Below are 18264 nucleotides of genomic sequence, written 5' to 3'. Positions count from 1 at the left end.
ATGAATTTCTGAACCGACCAGTTCAGGTTATGCCGCGACGCACGCTTTTCCAAGGGTGTGTTGACGCAGGTAAAGGGCGGCATCCGCGCACCGGGGGTCGGGGGCGGGGCCGGTGGCGGGGGCGAGGCCGGGGCCGCGCCCCGCGGGCAGGCGCCGCGGCGGCGGGCTGTCGCGCGGCCGCATCCCCGGCCGGGCCCGGCCCGGGCGGGGCTGGCATCGGGCGGGGCGATGGGGTAGGGAGCGGGACGCAACCGGGGCCGGGCGCAGCATGAGCGAGACCGACAGCTTCATCGAGGAAGTGACCGAGGAGGTCCGCCGAGAGCGGCTCTTCCGATACCTGCGGCGATATGCGTGGATCGGCGTCGTGGCCGTGGTCGCGATCGTCGGTGGCGCGGCGGCGAACGAGTGGCGCAAGGCGCGGGCCGAGGCAGAGGCGCAGGCGCTGGGCGACGCGCTGCTCGCCGCGCTCGAGACGCAGGATGCCGGGTCCAGGCAGGAGGCGCTCGCCGCTGCCCCGGTCGACGGGGGCGCCGGCGACCTCGTGGCGCTGCTCGTGGCCGCCGAGCGGCTTTCGGCCGAGCAGCCGTCCGCGGCGGCCGACGCGCTGCGTCCGCTCGCTCAGGATATGGACGCGCCCACGCTCTATTCCGATCTTGCAGCACTGAAGCTCGTGATGCTGGGCGAGTCGGGCGGCGTCGATGCCACGACACGCGCCCAGCTGATCGAGCGTCTCTCGGCGCCGGGCGCGCCCTACCGGCTGCTCGCGCTCGAGCAGCAGGCCTACGGGCACCTCGCCGAGGGGCGGCGTGACGCGGCGGTTCAGGCGGCGCGCGATCTGTTGCTGGAGCAGGGCGTGACGCCCGGCATGCGACAGCGCCTCGCGCAGCTGGTGGTGGCGCTCGGGGGCGAGCTGCCGCAGGCCGGTTCCGGCTGAGGCGGGAGAAGGTGTGCTTGAGTGAGGGTCGCGTGACGGGGGACAGGGACGACATGCGCAACGGGACCGGCGCCGCGCGCAGGCACGGCCGCCTGCGCGGCGGGGCAGGCATCGCGCTCGGTCTCGCCATGCTGCTTGCTTCGTGCGGGCAGGAGCCGATCCTGCAGGGCGCGCGCTTCGACGTGCGCACCCCGCTCGAGGCGAGCCTGCCGGGCGAGGACGGCACGGTCGACGCCGGCGCCGCTGCCGCCGCCGACGCGCAGATCAACCGGGCCGAGCCCATAACCCTCCCCGCCACCGTCGACCACGCCGAGTGGACGCACCGCAACGGCACCCCCGCGCATCGCATTCGCCACCCCGCCCTCGGCGGAAACCTCCAGCCGGTCTGGACGGCGACCATCGGCGCGGGTGACGGGCGGCGGGCCTCGATCACTGCCGACCCGGTCGTGGCCGAGGGGCGCATCTACACGCTCGATTCGGCGGCGCGGGCGATGGCGCATTCCACCTCCGGCCAGCCCCTGTGGTCGCGCGACCTCGTGCCGGCCCCCGACAAGCCGGGCGACGCGACGGGCGGCGGCCTCGCCTATGGGGGCGGGCGGCTCTTCGTGACCACCGGATTCGGTGCGCTGCACGCGCTCGACCCGGCCACGGGCGCGGTGATCTGGACGCAGGACTTCGACGCGCCGGTCGACGGTGCGCCCACCGTGTCGGACGGGCTGGTCTACGTCGCCTCGCGCGACGCCCGCGCCTTCGCCGTGCGGGCCGACAACGGGCGGCTCGAATGGCAGCTGCCGGGTTCGCCGTCGCCCTCTTCGACCATCGGCGGCGCGGGGCCGGCAGTGACCGACCGGCTCGCCATCTTCCCCTTCGGTTCGGCCGAGCTCGTGGCGACTCTCAAGCGCGGCGGGGTGCGCGTGTGGTCGTCGACCGTGGCGGGCCAGCGCCGGGGCCGGGCCTATGCGGGCTTCTCCGACATCACGGGCGACCCGGTGGTCGATGGCGGCGTCGTCTATGCCGGCTCGCCCGCGGGCCGCATCGCCGCGCTCGACGCCCGCTCGGGCGAGCGTATCTGGACGGCGACCGAGGGCGCGATGAGCCCGGTCTGGCCGGTCGGCGGCTCGGTCTTCGCGGTGACCGACCAGGGCCAGCTCGTGCGGCTCGACGGCGCCGACGGCGGCGTCATCTGGGCGGTCGATCTGCCCCATTTCCAGAGCGACCGGTTCCGGCGGCGGCAGGCCGTCTTCGCCCATTACGGGCCGGTTCTGGCCGGTGATCGGCTGCTGGTGGCGGGAAGCGACGGGGCGATCCGCGCGTTCGACCCGCGCGACGGCAGCCTCGTCGGCAGCACCCCGATCCGCGGGGGCGCGACGACCAACCCGGTCGTGGTCGGCGGAACGCTCTACGTCGTCAGCGCCAACGGACGCCTGCACGCCTTTCGCTGATCGCCGGGGCAGGCGCACGCGCGGGCGGTTGCGGTTCCGGTGCCCGCTACCCTTTTGCGCGACGCAGGTCTTGCCCCGCGCGGGATGGCTGACGCCGGCGAGAGCCGGGCGGCGAGCCGCGCCCTTGGGTCCCTTCCCATGCGAGGGCGGCACGAGGCGGGGCATCGCCGCGCCGGGCGCCCGCCCGGCCCCTTTACCCCCGGCACCGGCGGCACTATACCCCGGCCCATGAGACTTCGGGTGGCGATCCTCGCGATTATCCGCCCGGCGCCCTGAGGGCATCGCGCCCCGCGCGGGCGTCGGGCCAAGGTGCCTGCGCGACGCGCGCCGCTTTCTTCCGCCCCCTTCTCGTTCCGTTCCGAAGGACCGCCCCATGTGCGCCCACACGACCGCCCCGACCGGACCCGACACCGAGACCGACGCCCCCGATTACAAGGACACGCTGTTCCTGCCGCGCACCGACTTTCCGATGCGCGCCGGGCTGCCCGCCCGCGAGCCCGCCTGGCTCGAGCGGTGGGAGCGGATCGGCATCTACGACCGTCTGCGCGAGCGCGCCGGGGGGCGGCAGCCCTTCACGCTGCATGACGGCCCGCCCTATGCCAACGGCCACCTCCATATCGGGCACGCCCTGAACAAGGTGCTCAAGGACATGGTGGTGCGCTCCCAGCAGATGATGGGGCGCGACGCGCGCTACATCCCCGGATGGGACTGTCACGGCCTGCCGATCGAGTGGAAGATCGAGGAGCAGTATCGGGCCAAGGGGCAGGACAAGGACGAGGTCGACGTCGTCGCCTTCCGCCAGGAATGCCGGCGTTTCGCCGAGGGCTGGATCGACATCCAGCGGCAGGAGTTCAAGCGGCTCGGCGTCACCGGCTGCTGGGAGCGTCCCTACCTGACGATGGACTATCACGCCGAGGCGGTCATCGCGTCGGAATTCATGACCTTCCTGATGAACGGCACCCTCTATCAGGGCTCGAAGCCGGTGATGTGGTCGGTCGTGGAAAAGACCGCGCTGGCCGAGGCGGAGGTGGAATACCACGAGCACCAGTCGCACACGGTGTGGGTGAAGTTCCCTGTCCTCTCGGACCGGCGTACCGAGCCCCTCGTCAAGGGCGAGGGCGTTGTCGCGGGCCGGGTCGAGGCGCTCGGCGATCTCGACGGTGCGTCGGTCGTCATCTGGACGACGACGCCCTGGACGATCCCGCAGAACCGCGCCGTCGCCTTCAACCCCGACCTGTCCTACGGCCTCTACGAGGTCACGGGCACGCCCGAGGAGTGCTGGGCCAGGGTGGGCGACCGCTACCTGCTGGCCGACGCGCTGGCCGAGGAGACGATGGTGAAGGCCCGGCTCGACGACGGCCAGTGGCGGCGCCTGCGCGACGTCTCGGCCAACGAGCTCGCCGGCCTCGCCATGGCCCATCCCCTGCGCGGCGTCGAGGGCGGGCAGGACGAGTGGGATTACGACGTGCCCATGCTGCCGGGCGAGCACGTGACCGACGAGGCGGGCACTGGCTTCGTCCACACCGCGCCCTCCCACGGCGCCGACGACTACGCGCTCGGCCAGCGCCACGGCCTCAAGATGACGCACAACGTGCTGGAAGACGGCTCCTTCCGCCCCGACCTGCCGCTCTTCGGGGGCGCGAAGATCTTCGACCACAAGGGCAGGGAGGGCGACGCCAACAAGCGGGTGATCGAGGCGCTGGTGGGCGCGGGCGCGCTGATTGCGCGCGGACGGCTCAAGCACTCCTACCCGCATTCGTGGCGCTCCAAGGCGCCGCTGATCTTCCGCAACACGCCGCAATGGTTCGCCGCCATCGACCACAAGCTCGACGACGGGATGGGCGACTACGGCGACACGATCCGCGCCCGCGCGCTGCGCTCGATCGACGAGCTGGTGACGTGGACACCGCCCTCGGGCCGCAACCGCCTGTATTCGATGATCGAGAACCGCCCCGACTGGGTGCTCTCGCGCCAGCGCGCCTGGGGCGTGCCGCTCACCTGCTTCGTGAAGAACGGGGCCAGGCCCGACGACGCCGACTTCCTGTTGCGCGACCCGGCCGTGAACGCCCGCATCGTCGCGGCCTTCGAGGCGGAAGGGGCGGATGCGTGGTATGCGCCGGGCGCCAAGGCCCGGTTCCTCGGCACCGATCACGACCCCGACGCCTATACCCAGGTCTTCGACATCCTCGACGTGTGGTTCGATTCAGGCTCGACCCACGCCTTCGTGCTTCGCGACCGCGAGGACGGCACGGAAGACGGCATCGCCGATCTCTACCTCGAAGGGACCGACCAGCACCGCGGCTGGTTCCATTCCTCTATGCTGCAGGCCTGCGGCACCAAGGGCCGCGCCCCCTATCGCGGCGTGCTGACCCACGGCTTCACGCTCGACGAGAAGGGCGAGAAGATGTCGAAGTCCAAGGGCAACACGGTCGCGCCCGAGGACGTGCAGAAGCAATATGGCGCCGACATCCTGCGGCTCTGGGTGGCGCAGTCGGACTATACGGGCGACCTGCGGATCGGGAAGGAGATCCTCAAGGGCACGGCCGACAGCTATCGCCGCCTGCGCAACACGATGCGGTTCATCCTCGGCGCGCTGGCGCACTGGGACGAGGCGCTGCGGGTCGAGCCGGCCGAAATGCCCGATCTCGAGCGGTCGATCCTGCACCGGCTCGAGGCGCTCGACCGCGAGGTGCGGGCGCGCTACGCCGCCTACGACTTCCAGGAGGTGTGGACGCGCGTCTTCACCTTCGCCACGGTCGATCTGTCGGCCTACTATTTCGACATCCGCAAGGACGCGCTCTATTGCGACGCGGCCGAGTCGCTCCGCCGCCGGGCCTGCCTGACGGTGCTCGACGCGCTGTTCCACCGGCTCGTGACGTGGCTTGCGCCGATGCTCGTCTTCACCATGGAAGAGGTGTGGCTCGAGCGGTTCCCCGGCGAGGGATCGTCGGTGCACCTGCAGGACATGCCGGCGACGCCCGTGGCGTGGCGCGACGACGCGCTGGCCGCGCGGATGGAGAAGGTGCGGCAGGTGCGGCGCGTGGTGACCGGGGCGCTCGAGATCGAGCGGCAGGCGGGGAGGATCGGCGCCTCGCTCGAGGCCGCGCCGCATGTCTATGTGACCGAGGAGGTGGCGGGCCTGATCGACCGAGAGACCTTTGCCGATCTCTGCATCGTCAGCGACATGCGCATCTCGACCGAGCCGGCCCCCGACGAGGCGTTCGCGCTGCCCGACGTGCCGGACGTGGCGGTGGTGGCGGCCCCCGCCGAGGGGGCGAAGTGCCAGCGCTGCTGGAAGGTGCTTCCCGACGTGGGCCACCACGCGCATCCCGGCGTCTGTGGCCGGTGCGACGCGGCGCTGACCTGACGGGCGGGGCGTGTTAGCCTCCCCCGCGATCGAGAGGGGGAGGACGGCATGGCGAGCATTCTCGTGCATATCCACACCGGGCCGGGCGACGCCACGAAGGCGGCGCTCGGCCTGCTCGTGGCGGCGACGGCCGCGAAGAAGGGGCACGCGGTGAGCGTGTTCCTCGCGGGCGACGGGGTGCACCTGCTGGCGCCCGACACAGCGGCCTCGCTCGAGGGGCAGGGCACGGGCAGGGCGCGCGACCACCTTGCCGCGCTGTCCGAGCACGGGGCGCGCTTCTTCGTCTCCGCGATGTCGGCACGGGCCCGCGGCTACGACGACAGCCTGCTCGCGGGACAGGCGGCAGAGTTCGCCTTTCCCGACCAGCTGGTGGACCTGGCGACGGAGGCCGACACGGTGCTGTGCTATTGAGCGCCTCGCCGGATGACGACCGGATCGCGGACATCCTGCGCGACCTCGCCCGGCGGCGCGGGCCGGGAAAGACGTTCTGCCCCTCCGAGGCGGCGCGGGCCCTCGCGGACGACTGGCGCCCGCTCATGCCCGGGGTGCGCCGCGTGGCCGGCGAGATGCGGCGACGGGGCGAGCTGCGGGCCACGCGCAAGGGGGCGCCGGTCGATCCCGAAACGGCGGCCGGCCCGATCCGCCTCGGCCTGCCGGATGCCTGACCGGAGGCGGTCAGGCCGGCTGCCGTGCCTCGATGAGTTGCTGCGCGATGCCGGCGAGCAGTAGGTACACGCTGGTCGCCACCAGACCCCAGATCGCCCAGCTCTGCGGGTCGAACTCCACCCACGCCGCCCAGAAGGCGAAGAACGTCCACGCGAAGGCGACGGGCAGCGAGACCGCGCGCCAGCGGTCGGTCCGCACCGGGTGGATGAACTTGAGATCGGTGAACATCGCGCCCGCAAGCACGATCACCAGCGCCAGCGAGACGAAGGGCGGCGGCGAGACCGCAAAGAGCACGAGCACCAGCATGTTCCAGCAGCCGGGGAAGCCCGCGAAGGAATTGTCCTTCGTCTTCATGCGGGTGTCGGCGAAGTAGATGGCCGAGGTGAAGACGATGGCGAGGAGCGCCAGCCACCCCGGCCAGCCGGGCAGCAGGCCCGACTGGAACAGCGCATAGGCGGGGATGAAGACGTAGGTCAGGTAGTCGATGATGAGATCCATCAGCACGCCGTCGACCTGCGGCGCGTGTTGCTGCACGCCGAACCTGCGCGCCAGCGGTCCGTCGATGCCGTCGACCGCGAAGGCGACCACGAGCCACAGAAACATCATCGGCCAGTCGCCCCGGCTCGCCTCGAGCATGGCCAGCATGGCGAAGATCGCGCCGGTGGCGGTGAGCAAGTGGACGGAATAGGCGCGCAGATGCGGGGTCATCGGCTTCTCTTGCCGCATCGCGGGCGGCGGTGCAAACGTCGCCGCCCCCGCGCGGCGCAAATTCCTTGACGAAGGAATTTGCAAATCCCTTGCGAAGGGATTTGCGCGCGCTCCCCGTCGCGCTTGCGCCTCATGCCTTGGGGTGCGCGCTTGCGTAAACCTCCAGAAGGCGGGCGGTGTCGACAGCGGTGTAGCCTTCGGTCGTGGCCAGAGAGGCGTGGCCGAGCAGGTCCTGGATCGCGCGCAGGTCGCCGCCCGCATCGAGCAGATGGGTGGCGAAGCTGTGGCGGAGCGCGTGGGGCGTGGCGGAGGCGGGCAGGCCGAGCTGCATCCGGGCCCGTTCCATGGTGCGCGCGACCAGACGGGGGTTGAGCGGCCCGCCACGGAGGCCGCGGAAAAGCGCGGTGCCTGGGACAAGCGGATGCGGGCACGCCGTGGCGTAGGCCGCGACCGCGTCGCGGGCCGGGGCGATCACCGGCACCACCCGCTCCTTGCCGCCCTTGCCGCTGATCCGCAGCGACTCGCCCAGCGGCAGCAGGCCGGCGTCGAGTCCGAGCGCCTCGGAAATGCGCAGTCCGCAGCCGTAGAGAAGCGTGAGAACGGCGGCGTCGCGCGCGGCGATCCAGCGCTCGGTCGCCTGCGCCGGCGCGGTGTCGAGCATGGCGCGGGCGGCCTCCTCGGCCAGCGGCCGGGGCAGCTTGCGCGCCACGCGCGGCGCGCGCGTGGCGAGGATCGCCGTCACCTCGACCCCGTCGTGATCGGCAAGCCACCGCGCGAAGGACTTCACCGACGACAGCGCGCGGGCCAGCGAGCGGGCCGAAAGGCCTCGGGCGCGTTCGCGCGCCATCCACGCCCGCATGTCGGCCTGTGCCATGCGGGCGAGCGCGGAGGGGCCGGGGGCGCCGCCAAGGTGCTCGGTCAGGAAAGCGAGAAAGCCGCGCAGGTCGGCCGTGTAGGCCGCCACGGTCGCCTCGGCCCGGCCCTCGACGCCGCGCAGGTGGTCGGCCCAGCGCGCCGAGGCGTCGCGCAGGGCGGGGGAGATATGCAGGCTCAGCTCAGCCAGCGCCGCATCTGCCGCTCGAACACGCCACCGAAGAAGGTGAGCAGGTCGGTGCCCTGCGACGGCTTGAACTGGTGCGGGTCCTCGGCGCCCATCGCGATCATGCCGGCCTGCCGCCCGGGCCCGAAATCGAGCCGGACGAGCGCCTCCGACGCCACCCACTGGGCCTGCTCGCCATAGGGGTTGTCTTCCCCCGGCACGGCCTGCCGCAGGGTCACGGTGCGCCAGGGCAGGCCCTCGCGCCCGCCGTCGATATAGGCGTCGATCCAGCCCTCGGGGCGGATCGAGAGGATGTCGGCAAGCCTCGCCTCGAGCGCGTCGCCCGACCCCGGCTCGGGGCTCTCGAGCACCAGCCGGATCGACTCGACCCGCAGGATCGCGGCGACGTCGGTGGCGAGGTTGTGCAGGAACTCCTCGAAATCGACCGGGTCGAGCATGCGCAGGATGGCGCGGTGCACCTGGTTGGTGCCGGCGAGGTTCTCGTAGGCGGCCGCGATGACCGAGCGGTGGGTGTCTTCCAGCCGGTCGAGGCGGGCCTCGAGCCGCTCCATCGCGATGCCGCGCAGATCGACGATCTTGCCGCCGGTGGTGCCGCGCTCCGCGCCCACGAGGGCGCGCATGACCTCGCGGTCCTCGAGGATCCGCTCGGGTGCGGCGAGGATCCGCTCGCGCAGGTCATCCCGCTCCATCGCCGCCTCGCTCATGCCCCGTCCCCCATGCGCCCCTCCTTGTCACGACCATCGCCATGCACATCAACTCTTCCGCCCTTCCCCTTGCGGCGTCAGAGAATTTTCTGCCCCGTCTTTTCCCAGTCCTTGAGGAAGGCGTCCAGACCCTTGTCGGTCAGGGGGTGGGCTGCGAGCTTCTTGATGACCTCGGGTGGCATCGTGGCCACATCCGCGCCGATCTTGGCGGCCTCGCTGACGTGGTTCACGGTGCGGATCGAGGCGGCGAGGATCTGGGTCTCGAAGCCGTAATTGTCGTAGATCTGGCGAATGTCCGAGATCAGCTCCATCCCGTCGAGGTTGATATCGTCGAGCCGGCCGACGAACGGCGAGATGAAGGTCGCGCCCGCCTTGGCTGCCAGCAGCGCCTGGTTGGCCGAGAAGCACAGCGTGACGTTGACCATACGTCCCTCGCCCGTGAGCGTCTTGCACGCCTTGAGCCCGTCGAGCGTGAGCGGCACCTTGATCGCCACGTTGTCGCCGAGCCTGGCCAGTTCGCGCCCCTCGGCGATCATGGTCTCGGCGTCGAGCGCGACCGTCTCGGCCGACACGGGGCCCTCGACCATGGCGCAGATGTCCCGCACGACTTCCTTGAAGTCGCGGCCCGACTTCATCACGAGCGAGGGGTTCGTCGTCACCCCGTCGAGCAGGCCGGTCTCGGCCAGTTCGCGGATGGCGGCGGTGTCGGCGGTGTCGGCGAAGAATTTCATGGCGGCGCTCCTGCTCGGTAGGGGGACGGTCGGGGCGGGTCCCGCCGGCCCCGGCCTGTTCGGGGGCGGGAATACCGCAGAGGCGGGGGCCGGGAAAGGCCGGAACGGGCGCGCACGGCATGGATGATCTGTTCACTCGGGGGCGGGAAGGGGCGGCGCCCGACTTTGCGGAGGGTGCGGTGGTGGCGGTGCTGACGGTCGAGCCGCTCGACCGGCTGCTCGACTACACCGCGCCGACGGGCGGCTGCGGGACGGGCGATTTCGTGGAGGTGCCGCTGGGCCCGCGCCGGGTGCTCGGCGTGGTCTGGGGGCCGGGCACGGGCGGCTACGACCGGGCGAAGCTCCGCCCGGTCACGCGGGTGCTCGATGTGCCGCCGATGGCCGCGGAGATGCGCGAGTTCCTTGGCCGCGCCGCCGACTACACCCTGACGCCGATGCCCGCGATGCTGCGACTGGCGACCCGCGCGCCGGGCCTCGGCGAGGCGCCCGGCACGCGGCGCGTCTATCGCCGGGGCACGGGCGAGCCCGCCCGTATGACCGAGCCCCGTGCCCGCGTGCTCGAAGTGCTCGAGGAGGAGCCGGGCGCGCTCTTCACCCTGTCGGAGCTCGCCGCGCGGGCGGGCGTGACGAGCGGCGTCGTCAAGGGGCTCACGAACGGCGGCTGGGTGGAGGAGATCGAGGCCCCGCGCGACACGCCTTTTCCCAGGCTCGACCCCGACCGCCCCGGCGTGACCCTGTCGGACGACCAGCGCGCGGCGGCCGCGGCGCTCTGTGCCGGCGTCGCCGCGGGCGGCTATGGCACGACCCTGCTGCGCGGCGTCACCGGCTCGGGCAAGACCGAGGTCTATCTCGAGGCGGTGGCGGCCTGTCTCGCGCATGGGCGGCAGGCCCTGGTGCTGCTGCCCGAGATCGCGCTGACCGGAGAGTTCCTCGCCCGCGTCGAGGCGCGTTTTGGCGCGCGCCCGGCCGAGTGGCATTCGGGCGTCACCCAGACCGAGCGGCGCCGGGCCTGGCGGATGCTGGCCGAGGGAGAGGCGCAACTCGTCGTCGGCGCGCGATCGGCGCTGTTCCTGCCGTTCCGCGACCTGGGGCTGATCGTCGTCGACGAGGAGCACGACCCCTCCTACAAGCAGGAGGACGGGGTGCTCTACAATGCCCGCGACATGGCGGTGCTGCGCGCCTCGATCACCGGGGCGCGGGTGGTGCTCGCCTCGGCCACGCCCTCGCTCGAAAGCTGGGCCAACGCCGAGGCGGGCAAGTATGCGCGGCTCGACCTCGCCGCGCGCCACGGCGCCGCCGACCTGCCCGTGATGGCCGCGATCGACATGCGGGGCGAGGACGTGCCGCAGGGCCGCTGGATCTCGCCTGCGCTGACGGCCGAGGTGCGCGCAGTCCTCGAGCGGGGGGAACAGGCGCTTCTGTTTCTCAACCGGCGGGGCTACGCCCCGGTCACGCTCTGCCGCGCCTGCGGGCACCAGGTAGGCTGCGCGCAGTGCGACGCGCGGATGGTCGAGCACCGGTTCCTCAAGCGGCTCGTCTGCCACCAGTGCGGCGAGACGACACCGATCCCGACCGTCTGCCCGGCCTGCGCGGTGGCGGGCAAGCTCGCCGCGCTCGGACCCGGCGTGGAGAGGCTCGCCGAGGAGGTGGCGGAGGTGTTCCCCGAGGCGCGCGTCGCGCTGCTCTCGTCCGACCTGTTCGGCTCGGCGCGGGCGCTCAAGGCGCGGGTGGAAGAGATCGCGCACGGCGCGGCCGACCTGATCATCGGCACGCAGATCGTGGCGAAGGGGCACAACTTTCCCAACCTGTCGCTCGTGGGCGTGATCGACGCCGATCTCGGTCTGCAGGGGTCCGACCTGCGCGCGGCCGAGCGGACCTTTCAGCTCATGCGGCAGGTCTCGGGCCGGGCGGGGCGGACGGTCGAGCACAGGGGCCGCGCGCTCCTGCAGACCTGGCAGCCCGCGCACCCCGTCATCCGGGCGATCCTGTCGGGCGAGGAGGAGGCGTTCTGGCGGGCCGAGGCGTCCGAGCGCGAGGCAGCCGGCATGCCGCCCTACGGCCGGCTGGCGGGCATCGTGCTGTCGGGGCCGGAACTCGCCCCGGTCTTCGACCTCGGCACCGCGCTCGCCCGCGCCACAGCGCCGCTCGACCGGATCGGCGCGCAGGTCTTCGGGCCGGCGCCCGCGCCTGTCGCTCGCATCCGCGGCCGCCACCGGGTGCGACTGCTGGTCAAGGCGGGCAAGGGCGCCGCGCTGCAGGGGGCGCTGTCGGCGTGGCTCGCGCAGGTGAAGGTGCCGAGCCGGATCCGCGTGACCGTCGACATCGACCCGCAGAGCTTTTTCTGAGGGTCGGTATCGCGGCGGAGCGCCTGCGGCGCGTTCCCCCTGGGTCGCGCCCGTTCCGGGCGCGGGCCTCCGGCGGGGATATTTTCAGCAAGAAGAAGGGGCGGGGGCCGCGTTTCGACTCGGCCCGCGAGGGCGCGGCTCACGAGGACCTGGCCTGCGACGGCGAGGACCGTGACGGCTAGGACCGTGACGGGTCAGACGGCGACGGGGGCGCCGCGCGCGCCGCGCTGGTCGAGCAGGCGGTCGGTGATCGCGGCGCCCACCCACATCGCCGTCAGCGCCGCCCAGGCGGTGCCGACGAAGATCGAGCCCCCGGTCACGCCGGCGCCGATCGCGCAGCCGCCGGCGAGCATGCCGCCGAAGCCCATCGCCGCCGCGCCCAGCCCCGAGCGCGTCATCGTGACGGGGTCGTGAAAGCTCTGGGCCTTGAGCTCGCCCGCCGCCCAGGCCGCCAGGAAGGCGCCGATGAACACGCCCGGCACGAGCCCGATATCGAAGTCGAGCACCCGCTCGGGCGCGAGGAAGAACATCAGCGTCGAGGCCGACGGCCCGGTGAAGGTGACGCTCTCGATCTGGACGGGATCGAAGGCGACCCGGGAAAGACCGAAGGTGACGGCCCAGCCCACCGCCACGGCGAAGCCCACGCCCGAGGCGAAGACCAGGGTGGCGACGCGCAGCCGGTTGCGGAAGGACAGCCACAGGGCGATGCCGGCCAGCGCGAGCCCGAGGGCGAGGCCCGACGCCTCGGGCAGGTGCAGGGCGGCCAGCAGATCGAGGTTCCGCCCGCCGCCGGTGATCCAGAGCCCCGCGATCTCGGCCCGCGCGGGGGCGAGGATGCCGTAGAGGCTCATCTGCGCCACGACGGCGAAGACGAGGCCCGCCACCACCGCGCGCAGGTTGCCGGTGCCCGCGAGCACCAGAAGCCGCCCCGAACAGCCGCGCGCCAGCACCATGCCGACGCCGAACAGGAGCCCGCCGACGATGGCCCCCGACCACGAGCCCGGCACCGCCATCATGCGGGCGTCCTCCGCGCGCATCAGCCCGGCGAGGTCGGCCGCCTGCACCCAGACGAGCGCGGTGGAGAAGCACAGCAGCCAGATCGCCATGCGGGGGCCGAGGCGGCCGCGGGCGAACTCCACCGTCGCCGCGCGCAGGCAGAACTGCGAGCGCTGGGCGGCGATCCCGAAGATCACGCCGGTCATGACGCCGAAGAGGGCGGCGGCCGGCGCCTCGCCGATGCGCTCCACGATGCCGAGGATATCCATGCCGCGTCCCTCCACCGACCGCGATCACGTATTCGCACCGCGGAATGGATGCCTTGATCTGGATCAGGGCGGGCGTGTCGCGGCGAAAGCGGCCGGGTTGCGCGGCCTGTCGCGGCGTCGGCGGCGCTCTGGCGGATCGGCCCGCGCCAGTCGGGCCGAAGAAAAACGACTCGCGCGCGTCGCCCGTGGGCGATCCTCGGCCGGCGATCCCGTGCGAGACGGGCGGCGGGGACGCACCGCCGCGAGGGAGACACGGCCATGACGCCCGACCCGACCCTGACCGCCTTCGACCTGGCCGCTGCCGCCCCGGGTGGCGTCGACTGGGAGGGAGCCGAGTGCTGTGGCGAGCTGATCGCCCCCGAGGCGCTCGACGACGCCGCCGGGGCGCCGGCCAACGTGCCCGTCGCGCCCGGGGCGGGCTTTGCCATCATGGCCGAGGCCGTGCCTCTCGAGGGGGGCGACGACCCGGCCTTCGGCACCGTGCGCTGGCGAACGGTGATCTGCGCCGACCGCACGCCCTCCTCCGGCGTGGTGCTGGGCGTGGCAGAGTTCGGCCCCGGCGACACCCTGCTGCCGCATCGCCACGGGCCCGCCGAGGTGTATTTCGGGCTCGAGGGCGGTGGCACGGTCACCATCGAGGGCGTGGCGCACGAGATCGCCGCGGGCGTGGCCGTCTACATCCCCGCCGAGGCCGAGCACGACGTGATGGCGGGGCCGGCGGGCCTGCGTTTCGCCTACACCTTCCCCACGGGGCGGTTCGCCGAGGTCGACTACCGCTTCACGCCGCGCTGAGGCCGTCGCGCGCCCCGGGATGTCTGCCCGGGGGCCCGAGATGCCGAGCCCGGGCCTATGGCGGGCCGCGCCGCGGCGCCCCCTGCGACAGCCCGCCCCGGCGGAGTGGGACGCCGATCGTGGCAGGACTATATCGCGCCCTGACACGAGGCGGAGGGACTCCATGTTCGGATTTCTGAGACGGACCGCGGCCAGGATCGCCGCCGACGAGACGCTGCCGGGACGCGACACGCCGATTCCCACGGCGGAGGCGCATTTCGTGACGGGCCGGCCCCTGACGCTCGAGGTGCCCGAAGGGATGGAGGTGGCGCTGTTCGGGATGGGCTGCTTCTGGGGTGTCGAGCGGATGTTCTGGCGCCGCGACGGCGTGTGGCTGACCATGGTCGGCTATGCGGGCGGCGAGACGCCCAACCCCACCTACCGCGAGGTCTGCTCGGGGCGCACCAACCACAACGAGGTGGTGCGGGTGGTCCACGACCCGGCAGTGATTCCCTACGAGGAGCTTCTGCGGGTGTTCTGGGAGGGGCACGATCCCACCCAGGGGATGCGGCAGGGCAACGACGTGGGCACGCAGTACCGGTCGGGGATCTACTGGACGACCGAGGCGCAGCGGAAGGCGGCCGAGGCCAGCCGCGAGGTGTATGCGGCACGGCTTGCCGAGGCCGGCTACGGCCCCGTGACGACCGAGATCGTCGAGGCGCCGCGCTTCTACTTCGCCGAGGACTATCACCAGCAATATCTCGCGAAGATCCCTGGCGGCTATTGCGGCGTCGGCGGCACGGGCGTGTCCTGCCCGGTCGGCACGGGCGTGGAGGCCGGGTCTGGCGGCGGCACGGGCGGCGGCACGGGCGGCGGCGCCAGGCGGGGCGCCTGACGGGGGCGGCCGGGCGGCCGAGGCGCGTGACGCGGGAAAGGGTGCGCATGGCGGCAGCGACGAGAGCCTCGACCGGTATGACGAGCCCCAGCCGGGGACGCCGCGAGGCGGAGCGGTGAGCGCCGAGGGTGCCTCGGGGGCGACGCAGGACTGCGTCGACGCTCCGCCACCCGGTCCCGGCATCGAGGTGGCCGGGCGCAGCCACCGCATCCACGTCTTCGGTGCCTCCGGCACCGGCACCTCGACGCTCGGGCGGCTGCTCGCCATGCGCCTCGGCTCGCAGCATTTCGATGCCGACGATCTCTACTGGTACCCGACCGATCCGCCGTTCCGCCGCAAACGACCGCCCGCGGAGCGGCGCGCCCTTGCCGGCGAGTTGTTCCTGCCGCGGTCGGACTGGGTGCTGTCTGGCGCAATGGAAAGCTGGGCCGCCGACATTCCCCGCCGCTTCACGCTGGCGGTGTTCCTGACCCTGCCGCAGCCGGTGCGCCGGGCGCGGCTCGAGGCGCGCGAGCGGCTGCGGCACGGGAAGGCCGCCGATCGCGGCGGGGCGGCACACGAAGAGGTGCGCGCCTTTCTCGCCTGGGCCGACGGCTACGAGCACGGGCGCCGCCCCGGACGCTCGCTCGCCCGCCACGAGGCCTGGATCGCCACGCTTCCCTGCCCGGTGCTGCGGCTCGACGCGACGCCGCCGCCCGAGCGCCTCGCCCATGCGGTGCTCGACGCGGTGGCCCGCGCCCCCATCCCCGCCCCTGCGCCCGCCTGAGCGGAACGCTCCACCGGCCGGCGGTGCGCCGCGCAAGAGCCTTCCGCAAGGCTCTTGCCAAATTCCTTCATGAAGGAATTTGCCTCGCGCCGGTCGGGCCGGGGTGCGCTGCTCGTCCGTCAGAGCGCGGCGAGGGCGTCTTCGGCCGGGGCGTGGTTGAGGTTCTGCGCTTCGGCCACAGGGGCGCAGGTGATCCGTCCGGCGGCCACGTTGAGCCCCGCGCGGAGATGCGCGTCGCGCGTCAGGGCCTCTTTCACGCCGAGATCGGCGAGCTTCAGCAGGTGGGGCAGGGTGGCGTTGTTCAATGCGTAGGTCGAGGTGCGCGCAACCCCGCCGGGCATGTTGGCCACGCAGTAATGCACGATGCCGTCGACGGTGTAGAGCGGATCGGCATGGGTCGTCGGCCGCGACGTCTCGAAGCAGCCGCCCTGGTCGATCGCCACGTCGACCAGCACCGCGCCGGGCCGCAGGATCGACAGGTCTTCGCGGCGCACCAGGTTCGGCGCCGCCGCGCCGGGCACCAGCACCGCGCCGATCACCAGGTCGGCCTCGGGGAGGAGCTCCAGCAGGCGCGTGCGCGTCGAATGGGCGGTCTTGGCCGAGGCGCCGAAATGCGTCGCCCGCGCCTCGAGCACCTCCGCGTCGCGGTCGAGGATGGTCACGTCGGCGCCCAGGCCCACCGCCATCTGCGCGGCGTTGAAGCCCACCACGCCGCCGCCGATCACCACCACCTTCGCCGGCGCCACGCCCGGCACGCCGCCGAGCAGCACGCCGCGCCCGCCCTGCGCCTTTTCGAGCGCGTGGGCGCCGGCCTGGACCGACATGCGCCCCGCGACCTGGCTCATGGGCTTGAGCAGCGGCAGGCCGCCCTGCGCGCCGGTCACCGTCTCGTAGGCGATGCAGGTGGCGCCCGAGGCGATCAGGTCGGCTGTCTGCGCCATGTCGGGCGCGAGGTGCAGGTAGGTGTAGAGCGTCTGCCCCGGGCGCAGGCGCTTGCGCTCCTCGGCCTGCGGCTCCTTCACCTTCACCACGATGTCGGCGGTGGCGAACACCTCTTCGACATCGACGACGCGGGCGCCGGCCGCCGCGTAGGCGGCGTCGGTCGCGTCGATCCCGGCACCCGCGCCGGCTTCGACGACCACCTCGTGGCCGTGCGCCACGAGCTCGGCCGCGCTCTCGGGCGTAAGCCCGACGCGGTATTCCTGCGGCTTGATCTCCCTCGGGCACCCGATGCGCATTTCGTCTCCTCCGGCCTGGCGTTTGGCCGGATCGTATCCCGTTGCATGCGGGAAATCGCGGCAAAGTGCTGGCGATTCGGCTCCTGAGATGGAATATTTCCGATCAATCGGCATCTTGGCGGGAAGAAGAGATGGATGAGCTCGACCGCAGGATCCTGGCGCGCCTGCAGGCCGATTCGGGCCGGCCCGTCGCCGCGCTCGCCGAAGAGGTGGGCCTGTCGACCTCGGCCTGTCATCGCCGCGTCCGCCTGCTCGAGGAGAGGGGGCTTGTCGCGGGCTATGCCGCGCGGCTGGATCCGGAGGCGCTGGGGCTGACGATCGAGGTCTTCGTCGACATCTCGTTGTCCGGGCAGGACGAGAAGACGCTGGCCGCCTTCGAGAAGGCGGTCGAGCGCCACGCCGAGATCCTCGAATGCTGGCTGACCGCGGGGCGGGCCGATTACCACCTGCACATCATGGCCCGCGACATGGGCGATTACGACCGAATCCACCGCCACGTGCTCTCGCGCCTGCCCGGCGTCGCCTCGATGCACACCCGCTTCGCGCTGCGCCGGATCAAGCCGTTCCGCGGCTACCCGGTGGCCTGAGCCGCGATCGCCGCGCGCAGCGACGCCTCGATCTGCCCGCCGCACCAGGCCTCGCCCCACGCCTCGACGCTGCGCGCACGCAGGGCGGCCTGCTCGGGCCGGGCGCCGATCCGATCCGACAGGGCGGCGAGCGTGGGCGCGGTGCGCTCGAGGAGGGGGCGAAGCGCGGGCAGCGTGTCGGTCATCGTGCCCCAGAGGACATGGCTCACGAGATCGGCGAGACCGGGCGCCTCCGTGCCGAGCAGGGTGCCGCCGCCCTCGGTCAGTCCGTGGCGCCGGCCCGTCTCGTCGAAGATCGCCATCCAGCGCGACAGGCGCGGCCCGTACTCGGCCCAGGCCTCTGCCGTCCACATCTGCGCGCCGTTGTGGCGGGTCATCTCCATCAGCACGTCGTTGGCGTCGGCCACGACCTTGCGGGTCAGCGCGTCGCGCGCGGGGTCGCCGGGCATCAGACCGTGGACACGGGCGAGGTAGTCGAGGATCGCGGGCATCTGCGCCAGCGTCACCCCTGCCTGACGGTCGGTCAGCACGGGCGGGCCCATGAAGGGCACCGGCTGGTCTTCCGGGTCTTCGGACATCGCGTCCGCGACCGCGTCGATATCGGCCTCGTCCCATGGCGCGTCGGCATGGGCGAGGGTCGCGCGGACGAACTGGCCACGGAACATGACGGGCCAGTATTGGAGGCCGTAGCGGGGGGGCGGATCGCCTTGCATCGCCTTCGCCAACGCCTGGCGGGTGCTGCCGGTTCCGCGCGACGGCGGGTCCGCTCGGAGGGGGCTCGCCCG

The 18264-nt window shown here is 72.6% G+C and carries 17 protein-coding genes; 10 read left to right on the top strand and 7 right to left on the bottom strand.

Features of this window, described 5'->3' with window-relative positions; genetic code table 11:
- The first annotated feature begins 268 nt into the window (after nucleotides 1–268).
- The 5 genes from DLJ49_RS15975 to DLJ49_RS15955 all read left to right on the top strand — a co-directional run bounded on the left by DLJ49_RS15975 (nucleotide 269) and on the right by DLJ49_RS15955 (nucleotide 6408).
- The gene (locus tag DLJ49_RS15975; protein ID WP_115394553.1) at nucleotides 269–934 is read left to right on the top strand and encodes a hypothetical protein; all 666 of its coding nucleotides are present in this window, start codon (nucleotides 269–271) and stop codon (nucleotides 932–934) included.
- 53 nt (nucleotides 935–987) lie between these two features.
- Nucleotides 988–2376, top strand: coding sequence for an outer membrane protein assembly factor BamB family protein (locus DLJ49_RS15970; protein ID WP_115394552.1), 1389 nt, complete (start codon nucleotides 988–990; stop codon nucleotides 2374–2376).
- 373 nt (nucleotides 2377–2749) lie between these two features.
- Nucleotides 2750–5743, top strand: coding sequence for an isoleucine--tRNA ligase (gene ileS / locus DLJ49_RS15965; protein WP_115394551.1), 2994 nt, complete (start codon nucleotides 2750–2752; stop codon nucleotides 5741–5743).
- Nucleotides 5744–5791: 48 nt separating this feature from the next.
- Entirely contained in the window at nucleotides 5792–6154 is a 363-nt protein-coding gene (locus DLJ49_RS15960; RefSeq protein ID WP_115394550.1) for a DsrE family protein, read from the top strand.
- Nucleotides 6151–6408, top strand: coding sequence for a DUF3253 domain-containing protein (locus DLJ49_RS15955; RefSeq protein ID WP_115394549.1), 258 nt, complete (start codon nucleotides 6151–6153; stop codon nucleotides 6406–6408). Before DLJ49_RS15960 ends, DLJ49_RS15955 begins: the two co-directional genes overlap by 4 nt.
- A gap of 10 nt (nucleotides 6409–6418) precedes the next feature.
- Here the strand turns inward: DLJ49_RS15955 and DLJ49_RS15950 are convergent, their stop codons facing one another.
- The 4 genes from DLJ49_RS15950 to fsa all read right to left on the bottom strand — a co-directional run bounded on the left by DLJ49_RS15950 (nucleotide 6419) and on the right by fsa (nucleotide 9612).
- Nucleotides 6419–7117 (bottom strand): CDP-alcohol phosphatidyltransferase family protein, encoded by a 699-nt coding sequence (locus DLJ49_RS15950; RefSeq protein WP_115394548.1) that lies wholly within the window; start codon nucleotides 7115–7117, stop codon nucleotides 6419–6421.
- 130 nt (nucleotides 7118–7247) lie between these two features.
- The gene (locus tag DLJ49_RS15945; protein WP_115394584.1) at nucleotides 7248–8171 is read right to left on the bottom strand and encodes a tyrosine recombinase XerC; all 924 of its coding nucleotides are present in this window, start codon (nucleotides 8169–8171) and stop codon (nucleotides 7248–7250) included.
- Complete coding sequence (locus tag DLJ49_RS15940) at nucleotides 8168–8866, bottom strand: DUF484 family protein (protein WP_115394583.1); 699 nt, start codon at nucleotides 8864–8866, stop codon at nucleotides 8168–8170. Before DLJ49_RS15940 ends, DLJ49_RS15945 begins: the two co-directional genes overlap by 4 nt.
- Before the next feature lie 92 nt (nucleotides 8867–8958).
- A complete protein-coding gene (fsa, locus tag DLJ49_RS15935; RefSeq protein WP_115394547.1) occupies nucleotides 8959–9612 on the bottom strand; it encodes a fructose-6-phosphate aldolase in 654 nt (217 codons plus the stop codon).
- A 119-nt stretch (nucleotides 9613–9731) separates the two neighbouring features.
- Between fsa and DLJ49_RS15930 the strand changes: the two genes are divergently transcribed.
- Nucleotides 9732–11957 (top strand): primosomal protein N', encoded by a 2226-nt coding sequence (locus DLJ49_RS15930; RefSeq protein ID WP_115394546.1) that lies wholly within the window; start codon nucleotides 9732–9734, stop codon nucleotides 11955–11957.
- Between the two features lie 194 nt (nucleotides 11958–12151).
- Here DLJ49_RS15930 and DLJ49_RS15925 read toward each other — a convergent pair whose 3' ends face one another.
- A complete protein-coding gene (locus DLJ49_RS15925) occupies nucleotides 12152–13222 on the bottom strand; it encodes a YeeE/YedE family protein (RefSeq protein WP_115394545.1) in 1071 nt (356 codons plus the stop codon).
- A 258-nt stretch (nucleotides 13223–13480) separates the two neighbouring features.
- Here DLJ49_RS15925 and DLJ49_RS15920 point away from each other — a divergent pair, with 258 nt between their 5' ends.
- From DLJ49_RS15920 to DLJ49_RS15910, 3 genes are all read left to right on the top strand, one after another.
- Nucleotides 13481–14014: a cupin domain-containing protein gene (locus tag DLJ49_RS15920; protein ID WP_115394544.1), complete on the top strand. Its 534-nt coding sequence runs from the start codon at nucleotides 13481–13483 to the stop codon at nucleotides 14012–14014.
- A 163-nt stretch (nucleotides 14015–14177) separates the two neighbouring features.
- The gene (msrA, locus tag DLJ49_RS15915; RefSeq protein WP_115394543.1) at nucleotides 14178–14888 is read left to right on the top strand and encodes a peptide-methionine (S)-S-oxide reductase MsrA; all 711 of its coding nucleotides are present in this window, start codon (nucleotides 14178–14180) and stop codon (nucleotides 14886–14888) included.
- Nucleotides 14889–15003: 115 nt separating this feature from the next.
- Entirely contained in the window at nucleotides 15004–15654 is a 651-nt protein-coding gene (locus tag DLJ49_RS15910) for a P-loop NTPase family protein (protein ID WP_199533393.1), read from the top strand.
- Nucleotides 15655–15773: 119 nt separating this feature from the next.
- Here the strand turns inward: DLJ49_RS15910 and ald are convergent, their stop codons facing one another.
- Nucleotides 15774–16892, bottom strand: coding sequence for an alanine dehydrogenase (gene ald / locus DLJ49_RS15905; RefSeq protein ID WP_115394542.1), 1119 nt, complete (start codon nucleotides 16890–16892; stop codon nucleotides 15774–15776).
- Nucleotides 16893–17023: 131 nt separating this feature from the next.
- Here ald and DLJ49_RS15900 point away from each other — a divergent pair, with 131 nt between their 5' ends.
- Nucleotides 17024–17479: an Lrp/AsnC family transcriptional regulator gene (locus DLJ49_RS15900; protein ID WP_115394541.1), complete on the top strand. Its 456-nt coding sequence runs from the start codon at nucleotides 17024–17026 to the stop codon at nucleotides 17477–17479.
- On the opposite strand, the gene DLJ49_RS15895 is transcribed toward DLJ49_RS15900, so the two are convergent.
- Nucleotides 17464–18192 carry a glutathione S-transferase gene (locus DLJ49_RS15895; RefSeq protein ID WP_115394540.1) on the bottom strand — a complete coding sequence of 243 codons (729 nt, stop codon included), beginning with the start codon at nucleotides 18190–18192 and terminating at the stop codon, nucleotides 17464–17466. The genes DLJ49_RS15900 and DLJ49_RS15895 overlap by 16 nt on opposite strands.
- Nucleotides 18193–18264 lie beyond the last annotated feature (72 nt).

Origin of the sequence: Rhodovulum sp. 12E13 (genome assembly GCF_003340565.1) — a bacterium.
GTDB lineage: Bacteria > Pseudomonadota > Alphaproteobacteria > Rhodobacterales > Rhodobacteraceae > HLUCCA09.
Note: the sequence above shows the minus strand (reverse complement) of the source record. Positions and strands in the feature narration are given on the sequence as shown.